Annotated in this window: 10 protein-coding genes; 5 read left to right on the forward strand and 5 right to left on the reverse strand. The window is 45.6% G+C overall.

Annotated features, from left to right (window positions below; genetic code table 11):
* Window positions 1-8 precede the first annotated feature (8 nt).
* Together QMG91_RS08275 and rmf are read left to right on the forward strand one after the other, a co-directional pair.
* Window positions 9-1,832, forward strand: a complete 1,824-nt coding sequence (locus QMG91_RS08275; RefSeq protein WP_281830232.1) for a DUF3466 family protein — start codon at window positions 9-11, stop codon at window positions 1,830-1,832.
* Between the two features lie 164 nt (window positions 1,833-1,996).
* Window positions 1,997-2,170: a ribosome modulation factor gene (gene rmf / locus QMG91_RS08280; RefSeq protein ID WP_004409177.1), complete on the forward strand. Its 174-nt coding sequence runs from the start codon at window positions 1,997-1,999 to the stop codon at window positions 2,168-2,170.
* Between the two features lie 124 nt (window positions 2,171-2,294).
* Here the strand turns inward: rmf and fabA are convergent, their stop codons facing one another.
* Together fabA and QMG91_RS08290 are read right to left on the reverse strand one after the other, a co-directional pair.
* Window positions 2,295-2,813: a bifunctional 3-hydroxydecanoyl-ACP dehydratase/trans-2-decenoyl-ACP isomerase gene (fabA, locus tag QMG91_RS08285; protein WP_004409178.1), complete on the reverse strand. Its 519-nt coding sequence runs from the start codon at window positions 2,811-2,813 to the stop codon at window positions 2,295-2,297.
* Between the two features lie 64 nt (window positions 2,814-2,877).
* On the reverse strand, window positions 2,878-4,539 hold the full coding sequence (locus QMG91_RS08290; RefSeq protein ID WP_281830235.1) for a Lon protease family protein: 1,662 nt from the start codon (window positions 4,537-4,539) through the stop codon (window positions 2,878-2,880).
* A gap of 280 nt (window positions 4,540-4,819) precedes the next feature.
* Here QMG91_RS08290 and matP point away from each other — a divergent pair, with 280 nt between their 5' ends.
* The 3 genes from matP to QMG91_RS08305 all read left to right on the forward strand — a co-directional run bounded on the left by matP (window position 4,820) and on the right by QMG91_RS08305 (window position 6,081).
* A complete protein-coding gene (matP, locus tag QMG91_RS08295) occupies window positions 4,820-5,269 on the forward strand; it encodes a macrodomain Ter protein MatP (RefSeq protein ID WP_004409182.1) in 450 nt (149 codons plus the stop codon).
* 14 nt (window positions 5,270-5,283) lie between these two features.
* The gene (locus QMG91_RS08300; protein ID WP_281830238.1) at window positions 5,284-5,595 is read left to right on the forward strand and encodes a DUF3634 family protein; all 312 of its coding nucleotides are present in this window, start codon (window positions 5,284-5,286) and stop codon (window positions 5,593-5,595) included.
* A 162-nt stretch (window positions 5,596-5,757) separates the two neighbouring features.
* Window positions 5,758-6,081: a hypothetical protein gene (locus tag QMG91_RS08305; protein WP_281830240.1), complete on the forward strand. Its 324-nt coding sequence runs from the start codon at window positions 5,758-5,760 to the stop codon at window positions 6,079-6,081.
* Window positions 6,082-6,765: 684 nt separating this feature from the next.
* On the opposite strand, the gene QMG91_RS08310 is transcribed toward QMG91_RS08305, so the two are convergent.
* The 3 genes from QMG91_RS08310 to QMG91_RS08320 all read right to left on the reverse strand — a co-directional run bounded on the left by QMG91_RS08310 (window position 6,766) and on the right by QMG91_RS08320 (window position 12,020).
* Entirely contained in the window at window positions 6,766-9,723 is a 2,958-nt protein-coding gene (locus tag QMG91_RS08310; RefSeq protein WP_281830242.1) for a non-ribosomal peptide synthetase, read from the reverse strand.
* A gap of 343 nt (window positions 9,724-10,066) precedes the next feature.
* Entirely contained in the window at window positions 10,067-11,110 is a 1,044-nt protein-coding gene (locus tag QMG91_RS08315) for a hypothetical protein (RefSeq protein ID WP_281830244.1), read from the reverse strand.
* Between the two features lies 1 nt (window position 11,111).
* Complete coding sequence (locus QMG91_RS08320) at window positions 11,112-12,020, reverse strand: SMP-30/gluconolactonase/LRE family protein (protein WP_281830246.1); 909 nt, start codon at window positions 12,018-12,020, stop codon at window positions 11,112-11,114.
* Window position 12,021: the final 1 nt, after the last annotated feature.

The raw sequence follows: 12,021 nt of genomic DNA on the forward strand, positions 1-12,021 counted from the left end.
AAAGAAATATGAGTCGTAATAAAGTATTTAAACTTTCAGCGATAGCGTCACTGGTTATCGGTGCCACGTCTGCACAGGCTGCTTTGTATAACATTGAAGTTGTAGAGCAGTCTCAGAATGAAAACTTCGGTTCAGCAATCAGCGAAGTTAGCACAGTGACTAACTGTTTTACTGAAGACTGCGTTTCTGCTAATCCGAAAGTCGCGTCTCGTGGACGTATTGGTGAAGCAGGTCAGTGGATCAATGATGAAATGGACTTTCTGTTCGATAATCGATTCAGATTTGTCGACCAAACTAGCAACCGCGACGAATACCGTAAGTACTGTGACTACAACCTTCGCTACAACACTTGTGAAGCGTGGGCAGACAGGTTCTTCTATGGTACTAACGATTCAGGCGGTGCGCGCCGCGTTCTGAACTCTTTCAGCTGGTCAACACCATTTACTGCGGCTAACAACAACACCAAAGCCTTCGTTACAGGTGGCGTATCATTAATCTCTGAGGTGTCTGGAAACATTACAGGCACAAATGAAATCGTCGTGAATAACTTTGACGGCGATACCGCGATTGGGAACTCCAGCAGTGGCTATATGCATACGGGCAGCAGCAACTTTGCGCGCCAGTACAAAAGCCGCGGCTTTTATGGCACAACCGCGCTTGAGCCTATCGTGACGTCACAACCACTCGATACCATGGGTGTAACTCGCGCCTTTGATTCATTTGAGTACAACGGCAAGAAATACGTCGTTGGATCTTCTGCTTTCTCCATCTTCGGTGATAAGTCGGATTGTGAAACAGTATCTGATCCGCATACTAAAGCGCAGTGTCAGAATCTACGATTCAACAATCAGGCTGTAGTTTGGGATGTGACAAACACCGGAGCGATTACTGTCTCTAAGGTGACAGACACGTCTACAGGTACTCAGTCCTATCAGGCAAGTGTGCGGGCAGCGACAATCAATCCAAACGATTCGAACAAGCCAGTATTGGTAGGGTATTACAACCGCAAAAACTCTTCGGACATGCTTCCTGAAGCGGCGGTATTCTTGCCAACGTTCGATACCGGAGGTGAAATCAACGGTTGGAGCACGAAGGCAATCAGTGGTACCACTCTGAATCCTGATGGTTACATCTACCACAACTCCGTGGCTACCGATGTGAACCAAAACCTTTTAGTGATCGGCAACACAAAACGCGGTAATTACGATTACAAACGTAGCCGAACGGATGTTCCTGTTGAGGAGGGCTCACTGAACAACCGACTATGGGTTGCAAATGCTTCTTCCAGCAGCCCATCTGCGACGTACCTTTCTGGAGGAATCTTCTTTGCTGGTGCTGGTGGTGATATGCGTTCAGTGAACGATTTCAACGAAATCGTTGGGCGCATCGACGCGGAAAACGTTCGTGAAGTGGATGGAAAGATCCGACGCAAACGCGGATTTATTTTCCCATATGCAGCAACCGGCATTACAGGAAACCGCTCTGGTATTTTCCAAAATCGCGCGTGGTGGTTGGATGATCTAACTAATGATGGATCCGTGGGTGGCAATAATAACCAGTTCCGGATCATCGATGCCAATGACATTAACAATGCTGGCATTATTTCTGCTTCCGCAATGATGTGTGCTGGTGGTTACAAAACCACGAGCCACAACGCTTCATGTGACGGAACGGAAAAGCTTGTTTCTGTTAAACTTACTCCGATTAACGGCGCAACGGCTGCCAATATTCAGCAAAGATCGGCTGATAAAGATCCAGTTGAACGCAAAGGTGCAGGGGTAGGGATCTTACTTTTAGCAGCCCTATCACTAATTAGTTTCCGCCGTAAATAAATTAATTGTTAATAATGGGCATGGGTTCACAAAATTGGATCCATGCCTTTTTTGTGCCTTGAGGATCGAGTTCGATTGGACGATTCTTAATACCGGAGTCATAAAAACTCCATCTAAAAGTAACAGTAGTAAGATAACGATTTACATTGTATGAGGACTGTACTATGAAGAGACAGAAGCGTGATCGCCTTGAAAGAGCTCAATCTCAAGGATACAAAGCGGGTCTGAATGGTCGATCTCAGGAGGCTTGCCCCTATCAGCAGATGGACGCGAAATCGTATTGGCTAGGCGGTTGGCGTGATGCCAGAGATGACAAGCAAGCTGGTCTCTATAAATAACCACCCATTTCCTCACAGACCCCTAAGACAGGGGTCTTTTTAAAACCATTTAATGCACTATAACTAAATATATTGCATCAAAAAATACAGTGGGCAAGCCACTGTATTTTAGAATCTGGGGTGATTAAAAAGCAGAAGTGTCTTGGAACAGACCTACTTTCAAATCTTTCGCTACGTAGATCTCTTTGCCATCAACTAGAACACGACCATCTGCAAGACCCATAACCAGCTTACGGTTCACAACACGCTTCATGTCGATTTCGTATGTGACTTTTTTCGCAGTTGGCAGGATTTGACCTGTGAATTTCACTTCACCTACGCCAAGAGCACGACCTTTACCTTCGCCACCAATCCAGCCAAGGAAGAATCCAACTAGCTGCCACATCGCATCCAAGCCAAGACAACCTGGCATTACTGGGTCACCTGGGAAGTGGCAATCAAAGAACCACAAATCTGGAGTAATATCCAATTCAGCTTCAATGCGACCTTTACCAAAAGCACCTTCAGTTTCAGACATCTTTGTCACACGATCCATCATCAACATGTTTGGCGCTGGAAGTTGAGGACCAGTAGGACCGAACAACTCACCACGGCTAGACGCTAGAAGTTCTTCGCGATTGTATGATTCACGTTTGTTTTGCATTGTTTATTACTCCAAAAATACGTAGGGGCATCTTAGTGAACAGGTGTACGCCAAACAAGTCGGATCAGTTATGGTCGAACCACTGTTTTATTCTATCAATCAAACGATTACTATGCTCCGGTTTATCTGACCCGGCAAGCCTTTCTTCAATCTTTGCAAGAATGGTATCTTCGCCTTCGCCACGGAACTCTTTGCCCGTCAGAAGTGGTAACGCTTGGTCTACGGATTCCACTGTCCAGATGTGGAATTTCTTCTCTTTGATCGCTTCTACCAGCTCATCTTTAAGAGCCAGATGCTTCAGGTTGGATAGGGGCAAAATCACGCCCTGGCCACCAGTTAAGCCCTGATGAGCACATACATCATAGAAGCCTTCTATTTTTTCGTTTAAGCCGCCTACAGCCTGTACACGACCAAATTGGTCGACGGCACCAGTGACAGCTACTTGCTGATTCACTGGTTGCTCCGCCAATGCGCTTAAGAAGGAGCATAGCTGAGCAAGAGAGGCGCTATCGCCATCCGTTTCGCAATACGATTGCTCAAACACAATAGAGGCAGAGTAAGGCAGTGGCTCTTCAAGTTCCAGTGCGCGGCTAACAAAAGCCTGCATGATCATCATGCCTTTCGCATGAAGGTTACCCGCTAGATCGGCTTTGCGTTCGACATCCGAGATATCGCCATCACCAAAGTGGATTACACAGGAGATACGGGCAGGCTCACCATAGGAAATAGGGTGACCGGCAACATCCACAACCGTCAGACCATTAACCTGACCGATCTGTTCTCCCTTGGTTTCGATAACGACCTGACCATCCAAAATGTCTTCTAAAGCACGATTCGGCAGGTAAGACTCGCTGTAGCGTTTTTTCGCAAGGGATGCCTTGATGTGTGTGGCTTCGATTGTTTTCCCACCTGATTCAACGGCGGCTTCACTCAACAGAGTATTGTGCCAAAGGGGACCAAGTGGAAAGAATTGTTGATCCTCACATTCACGAGCACCCGCACGAAGCAACTCTTCAATACCTGACACAGATAAAGAAGGCAGTGAGAATTCCGTTGTCAGAGATCGAACGTAACCTAGGTATCTCTCCATAGACTCGTCTGAGATTCTTGAGTCTGCTTCAATCTCGGCAAACATACAGAATCCGCTAGCAATGTCTGCGTCCATGTAATCAAGGTCGCTCATTTGGCTACGGTTTCCAACAATTACCAGTTTTACATCAACGTGACGAGTTGGGATCTCATCGACCAGAGCTTTTGATGAAGTGGGCTCGAGTGAATAGGACTCACCCAATAGAGCGGATTTAAGCTTTGCCCAGTTAGAAAAGCTAGCAAAAAGAAGACTGGCAGACACAATCAGGTAGCCGCCATTTGCCTGTTGCAGCAAACCTTCTTCAACTCTTGTCACTTCTCCGTCTTTAGATTCAAAGCGCCCGAAAAGTACTTTGCTATCAAGAGATTCGGTTTTAACTACCGGTTTTTTTTCGATCTCACCGATACGCTGTAACTCTTGAAACGAAGCGACTAATGTTTGGCGGTATATCGCGTTGTCGGGAGCGTTAACTAGAAGGACACGGGTTAAGTTGCTAAGTTTATCAAAGCGGATCAAGGCAGAAGAGACGCGCGGCTGCATTGCGATGAAGGATTGTGAAGGGATGGTTTCAAATCGTTCGAAAAGCGCATGATACGCATCGTATTGAGGAGTAACTTTCTGCCAAGTTTGCTGCATTTTTTGTGTTTCGTAAATTTAAAAGAGCCAAAGTATATACCCAAACAACGTGAAGATGCAGTGTTGAAAAGGAATTAATTGCTCAAACTGCAACAGTTTGATTTTTAAAACAGACATAGTTAGCGAATAGCCGTACGACTGCACTAAAAAAGTGGAAGTCTTTTGAGCTTAAAATCGACAAAACCAGAAGGATGTTAGGGCAAAGTGTGATCGTTATAAGATTGTATTTTGGCATGTTCTGGGTTACGCTGTCACACAGGCATACGTTAAGGACAGGTTCATGAAATATCAACAGCTTGAAAACCTCGAATGTGGTTGGAAATGGCAGTATCTCATTAAGAAATGGAAAGATGGTGAGGCGGTTACGAAACACATTGATTCCAGCGAAGCAGATCAAGCCATAGAGCAGTTAAAACGCATTGAACATGAACCGACGTTTGTTCTTGAGTGGATCGAAAGGCATATGTCGCCTGAGCTCGATAACAAGATGAAACAGGCTATTCGGGCAAAACGAAAGAGACATTTCAACGCTGAGCAGGTTCATACGAAAAAGAAATCCATCGATCTTGATTATCGAGTGTGGGAAAAACTGTCCAACCGCGCTAACGAGTTAGGCTGTACTTTGTCAGATGCCATTGAATACCTGCTAAGTGAAGCTTCGCGCAGTGAGAAGGCGAGCAAGAAAGTAAGCAGCCTGAAAGAGGACTTGAGCAAACTGCTCTCAGATTAATATAGGAGACAAGCATGTTATGGCTATTACTGGTCGCTGCCGTTGTCATCTTCTGGTTAGTAGGTGTCGATCGACCAAAACTGAAAATGGAATTCAAGGACGGGGAGCTGAGCAGCCACAAAGGGCATTTACCAGCAGGCTTCAAACATAATTGCCTTGAAATCGCTCATAAAAATCCATTTTCCGGTGTAATCAAAGTCTATACGACAAGAAATGGTGCAAGGCTGACTTTTACTAAATCCATCCCAAATAAAATTCAGCAAAGAATCCGTAATGTGTTCCCTCACCAAGGATTCAAAATCGACTCTTCTAAAAAGTCCGCATAATCACAATGCCAAGTTGGTGATACTCATCAGCTTGGTTCAAATCTTTTATAAAACCCTTGCAAGCCCCAGGCTAACAACACGAAGCGGATCGTAATTCGACTTTTGTGAGTTAGGTCAATAGCTTCAAAAAGCGTAAGTTTCTCTGCAGTGAAAGGGGGAAGCATGATCCTTAGAGCCTTACTTATTTCTTTTATGTTCAGTGGTATTAGTGGTGCGGCAATTGCCGATGATTCACATACCAACAAAGTTGCCGAGAAAATCAAAAAACGAGTCGAGAGATCAATCAAACGTTATAGAAAGCCCTTGCAGGGATACTGTAACTATATGATTGAAATGGAGCATAAGGGAAAGTATGCCTACATTAAACGCATACGTTATGCAGGAGACAAAAAGATCTGCAAAGTAGGTAAGAAGGGTCTTAAGAAAGGTATGCGCTTCAAATATAAAGTTCCTGAAATGTATATCCGTATCCATGTCTCCGAGTAAGTGGATTTTCATGAATTTAAAGCACCCATCTATATCATAATGCACTATAACTAAATATATTTTGTTAGCTTCCAATAAACCTTTCGGTGAATAGATCCATTTCACTGACATTTTTCAAGTACGTAGCTATCCAGAAAAACGAGTTCATCCGTTGTTAAAGGTGATTAATAAATCTTGGGTGATTTTCGATGATTTCTGTTACACAAATATTTTTGTCGATAAACGCAAAAAAGGAGCCTAAAAAGGCTCCTTAACCCCAGCGCAGCAAGCAAAGGTGTGAGGTCGGGTGTAATAATGCAATCGATTACATTTCTGTGTAAATCATTATTAACCAGTGTTTGATTTTGATCGCAGCAAAATCTTTAAGTTTTCATAGATATACATAAATGAAACAGCAAAATACCGTATTTAGACTGGAATAGAGACAAAAGAAGACTTAATTAAGAATGGTACTAAAAGTGCAAGAATGGGATGACACTGAGTACGTGGGCAAAATACATTTGTATGAGATCGTTATCTGTTCTGGTTCTGCTCAAGAAGGTCTAAATTTTCAGGGAATAGTTGCGAGAATACTGTAATCAGCGAATCGAGGAACCTTGACGTTTTCACTAGAGGCAAAAAAGACGATGGGTTATCCATCGTCTTTCATGTTGTAGATCTCAAGTTATCCAGAGTTCAGGTTAGTTAGCTCAATTCAAAGTCCAGATGCTCTGAAACTTGCTGTATCAGATCTTTCATATCCTCTTCTTCGCGCACGATAGAGTAATGATCACCTTTCAGATTCAGGACTTCCATCCCTGGCAGGTCGTCATGCCAGGTCGCTGGGTTAGGGTACCAGGCCATAGGGTTTTCAATGCTTGGGCTGGCGTGCAGGTAAAGAATATTACCTTGGATACTCAGGGGCTCAGGAACATAACCATGAACGGCATCTTTAGTGGTGTTCTCCATCGCGAGCAGACGGGCAAAATAATCCGCAGTTAGAGCTGGTGGGAATAGGTTGAGCTTCTGACCCTCACCAACTACGTAATTTAGCCTTTCCAGGTCTGTTTCGTACTGCGCCAGCTTTTCTATATCCACGTCCAGCTTAAAGGCGTATTTAAAGAAAAGGTGCATTGTCTCGACTGGGTCTTCTTGTTCCGGTTCGTACATCACACCATTAAGAGCGTCGCGCAGGAGCTGGTATTGATCAGCTTCTACCAACCTTGCCGTTACTGCTTGATCGAACAGCAATTCAAATTGGTCTTCAGGGGTCATGCTGTGATTTCGAAGTTCCTCAGCGCTGGTGTTCAACCCGTACATCTGGCGGAAGAAGGTAGTTAGCCCCTGAGCGATATCAGTGTTTTCTCTCTTGTGGTAGCCGTTAGGGAGGTCAACCAGTGCAAGCGTACCGACTTTCCTGCCATAGCTTTCAAGGATGCGAGCAATTTCAATCGAAATCGGGGCGCCAGCACAGTAACCCAGAATAGAAATATCACCTTCTGGCTGCTGTTCTACGATCAAGTCGGCGTAACGCTGAGCGTATTCATTGACACTGAATCGGGCGATCTCTTCGTCCGATTCCGCGCCCGGAGCCCTTAACCCATATACGTTTACGTTTTCAGAAATCAGGCCCACCAGCTTGTGATACACCTGAACGTGACCATCACCTGGGTGAACGAGGAATAGATAGTGGTCGCTCGTGCTTGTTTGCATTTCAATGAGCGAATTGACCGCTTCAGGTGGGACAATTTTCCCTGTTTCAGGATTGCGAACTGCCTGCTCTACAGCATTAGCCAAATCAGCAAGCGTATCCTTATTCATTAGGGTATCGGCTTTAATTTTCGTATTGAACTCCCGGTTAACCTCAGACAGCATCGACAGTGTTTGCAAGGACGTTCCGCCCAAGTCCGTAAAGCTGTGTTCAAGGTAAATCTGGTCGCTAATAGAAAGAACATGCTGCCAGATACTGGCGATACCCAGTTGCGTAATGGTCTCAGGGAGGGTTTGTGGTTCCAGAGCGATTTTTGAATCTTGAGCGTGACTGATAACAGCTTGCGTATCCAGTTTACCTCCAACCTTAATGGGAAAACTCTCCATCCAAGCGTAGCGTTTTGGATGCATGTAAGGCGGTATCTGGCTAACCAGATAGTCACTTAACTGACAGGCAATGTCGTTGGCGTCTTCCGGATCATGCGCGGTGTGATATGCCGTCAGAGATGTGGGTGTCCCTTTGGAGTTTCTTTCTACAGCAATGTAAATATCAATGGCTCGGTCACCAAAGAGAGCAGTACACGCATCCTTAAGTTGATTGGCAACTTCGTCAGTCACGACCAATTGTCCAGAAAGTTTGATCTGGTTGTCTTGCCTGCCCACAAACACCAGTTCTCCGCTAGACGTTATCTCTACAATATCGCCAGTCCGGTAGAAGCACTCAATGTTATCTGTTACCGGATCCGGAATGTAAATGTATCGCGACTGGTTGTTTTTCTGATCTTTATAGACGTTCTGAAGGCGATTACTCACCAATAATTCGCCTTTCTCTCCCTGTTGGCAAAGATGCCAATGTTGAGTGTTTTCATCGAAGTGCATGACTCTGGCGTCTACACCGCGAATCGGCTTACCCAAGTGAGTGGGGATGACTTCGCTAGAAATGCTTTCATCATAAAGAACTGCACTCATCACCCAGATCCCAGCTTCTGACGGACCGTAGCCATTCACAATGCGAGACACGCCCGCTTTAGCCAACCTATGCGGAAGATCGTCGCTGAATGCTTCACCGACCAGCATAATCGTATTAACAGGAGCAAAAATGGGGTTCGGGTTACCCTCATGAGTCTGAAGGAGGTGGCTGACGTGGGATGGGGTAATCGTGATATGGGTGATATGAAAGTCATGGATAAAGTCGATAAATCCCATATGACAGAACATTGTCTGCTCATCGATCAGGACCAGACAGGCTCCGTTACCCAACGCAATCGCCAACTCATGCACTACCGCATCAAAGTTGCGTCGAGCCAGTTGTATGATTCGGGCTTCGTGGTTGAGTTTTAGCTCCTCGTTACCCGTGCGAGTCAGGTTTGAAAGAGGGAGCATTGGCATAGAGATGACTTTCGGTTCCCCTGTGGTGCCAGAGCTGCAGAACACGCAGGCGTCGTGCCTTGCACCAACAGCCGATACCGATTCGTCGGAAGTTTGAGATATGTCAGACTCATGCTCACTAAGCAATAGCGTTTTAAAGCCAGAGAAATGCGAGCTTAGGTTGGCGTTTTCATCGTCCAGAAGAATGATATCGGGTGCAATCTTATGCAGCCGTTTAGTGTTTACTTCTGCCCCTAGTTTGGGTTCCACCAGATGGATGGCAGCCCCCAGTTTTAAAACCGCCACAAAAACGGTGGCAACTTCTATGTTGGTGCGTGATGTACACAGGGCAATCACATGTTTACGGTGACCTGGAGAAAGGCGTCCTAGCTCTTCACGCAGGTAATTTGCTAGCCGGTTCGCTTTTGAATCGAGTTCCCGGTAGCTGTAGCTTTCTCCTGCTGGGTTTAAAATGGCTTTATTGTCAGGATATTGTTTTGAGATAAGTTCGAACTGATGAATCCAGGGCAAAGCTACATGATCGCTTTTTGCCGACAGCTTGCGAAGATGGATTGAAGCTTCCATATTTGATTGATTTCCACTCAATTTAAGTCAAATACAAAGTTCACCTCATAGAAAGATAACCTCTTGCTTGTCCTTGTTTAGCGGAGGCACGTGGTAAAACTATCTTTCATAAAAACAGCGTTGAGGTGGGTTGGTTTAATCAAGTGCGAAAGCTAGCAGAACTCAGTTGCATATTTTACCGTTTCATATTCCCTTAATATAAAATTTGCACCAAAGATGGGGAATATTGAAATCTAGAAATACGTCATTTACACCAATCGGGCATATTTGCCCAACTGGTAATATTATCAATGAAATCTTGAGGTTAGCATTGAGTTTGGAGTGGCTGGAGAATGCGAATCATTTATAGTTTGAGCTTTTCGAGTGGTTTAACTTCAATACGATAGTCGATGAAAAGCGTGGAGTCTGGACTCAAAGAAACGCAAGTTGGCGATGCTTTTTGCTGGTAAGGGTTAGCGATTTGAGCGGTATTCGGAGACAAGCCAAAAGGTGAGCAAACTGGTTCCATTCCTAAACAGACATTGCGTCCATTCCACGGCTCTGCTTTAAACCCTCGGTTTGAATACCAAAGTAACAGATCTGGCAGTACGTCAGAGTCCCAATCCAAGGTCACCATCCAGTCTTCTTCAATATGGTGTAACGCGGCTTTGCCATCTGTCTTCTCCAGTTGCATTACTTCTTCTATGTCTTCTTTAAATGGAACGCGGGACGCATCAATATTTCCACCCAGAATATGAGGCACCTCCTCAAGAGACAGAAAGGTTCTGTCCGGCTGAAATTGCTGAGACCCTGGCAGCACGATAGATGGATGTGTGTGTCCCCTGGTGAATTCTCCGGGGACTATTTTTGCTCCTTGAGGTTGGTTGGGTAACTTAAGGCAAGTATGCAGCGACACAGGCTGGCAAGTAGGGCGTCTGGCTTGAATGCCAAGACGAAGATCCACCGCGGGAGCGTTAGGATCGGGTCGTAAAGTACGGGTCAGCCGGGCGATATCATGGTCGCTGGGGTAGTCTATGTACATGGAAATTTCGTTGTCTTCTGATGGCTCGAAAGTCCAGTTGTGATGAGAACCATAGCCATGAACAAAATCTATCGATTCGTGCTCGTCTAAAATATCGCGCCACGTTTTGGGAAAGTGTTCGGTTGGCATTGGGTAGCCAAAAGGCACGCACGGCCATTCCCCCCTTAAATGTCTGGTGAGGTTATCCACTTCATCTCCAACTTCTTCGCCATGCCAGGGCGCTATGTAGAAAGGGTTTACCTGTTTCCCATTGGGTAGAATGAAAACACTTGGTCCGATCATAGCGCCCATCGACTGCACACTAATAGTGCCAAACTCCCACGCCAATGCGCGGGAGTCTGTATTTTGAGGTTTTTTCTTATTCATCTCAGACTCTCTGTAACCGGGACCAGTTTGGAATGTTCGCCCGATAGGTAGGCAAGCCTGCGACGTCACTGTGATAAAGCTGAATTTCTCCCGCTCGTTCGTCACCCTCCAACAGATAGGCGGCAGTCGTAACCAACAGGGTTTTCATATCTCTCCCTCCAAAGCACACATTGGTAGGGCGAGACGTGTTGACCTTGTACAGCGTCTCTAACTCGCCAGAATGGGTCAATCTTGCAATGCCTGAACCGTCCCATCTGGCGCTCCAGATATGTCCTTCGCTATCCATGGCAGCGCCGTCGGGCACTCCATAACTGTCGCCAAGTTTAGAAAACACTTCAGGTGATCCGATCGAGCTTGTTTGCGCATGGAAAGGAGCGCGATAGATTTCACTCTTCATTGAATCAGCAAAATACAGCCATTTATCATCGGGTGAGAACACCATCATATTGAATACGCCAATGTGCGTCTGATGATTGCGAATGGTGTGTCTGTTCACCATAGAGAAGAAGTTGCCGTTTGCACCAATATCAAGAGGGCTGCCATCATCGGCGATGTTTTTCTGCATCGAACCCAGCCAGATATTGCCATTTCTGTCGACACCGCCATCATTCATCCGATTTAACGGATCAGAATCAATTTCAGTCCAAAGTACCCATTCGCGCTGCTTTAAATCGAGCAGATACAAGCCGTCGTATAGGGTGACCAGTAACTTGTCGGGATCTTCGGAAGGCAAGGTGTTAACAGGTGGCGCAGGTGTGGGGAAGGTAACCAGTTCTTCTTCATACAGTTTATATTGAAACAGCAAAGATCGAGTCACGTCTATCCAGAAAAAGGACTCTGTTTGATCGCACCAGCAGCATCCCTCTGCTAGATCGCAGCGGTCACCAATGGCTTTTTGAAAGTTCAGCATA

The organism is Vibrio nigripulchritudo, assembly GCF_027924785.1.
Classification (GTDB): Bacteria; Pseudomonadota; Gammaproteobacteria; order Enterobacterales; family Vibrionaceae; genus Vibrio; species Vibrio nigripulchritudo.

Bases quoted from the DNA above. Each gene is read 5' to 3' on its own strand.
- QMG91_RS08275 (WP_281830232.1), top strand. From the start codon at position 9: ATGAGTCGTAATAAAGTATTTAAACTTTCAGCGATAGCGTCACTGGTT.
- rmf (WP_004409177.1), top strand. From the start codon at position 1,997: ATGAAGAGACAGAAGCGTGATCGCCTTGAAAGAGCTCAATCTCAAGGA.
- fabA (WP_004409178.1), bottom strand. From the start codon at position 2,813: ATGCAAAACAAACGTGAATCATACAATCGCGAAGAACTTCTAGCGTCT.
- QMG91_RS08290 (WP_281830235.1), bottom strand. From the start codon at position 4,539: ATGCAGCAAACTTGGCAGAAAGTTACTCCTCAATACGATGCGTATCAT.
- matP (WP_004409182.1), top strand. From the start codon at position 4,820: ATGAAATATCAACAGCTTGAAAACCTCGAATGTGGTTGGAAATGGCAG.
- QMG91_RS08300 (WP_281830238.1), top strand. From the start codon at position 5,284: ATGTTATGGCTATTACTGGTCGCTGCCGTTGTCATCTTCTGGTTAGTA.
- QMG91_RS08305 (WP_281830240.1), top strand. From the start codon at position 5,758: ATGATCCTTAGAGCCTTACTTATTTCTTTTATGTTCAGTGGTATTAGT.
- QMG91_RS08310 (WP_281830242.1), bottom strand. From the start codon at position 9,723: ATGGAAGCTTCAATCCATCTTCGCAAGCTGTCGGCAAAAAGCGATCAT.
- QMG91_RS08315 (WP_281830244.1), bottom strand. From the start codon at position 11,110: ATGAATAAGAAAAAACCTCAAAATACAGACTCCCGCGCATTGGCGTGG.
- QMG91_RS08320 (WP_281830246.1), bottom strand. From the start codon at position 12,020: ATGCTGAACTTTCAAAAAGCCATTGGTGACCGCTGCGATCTAGCAGAG.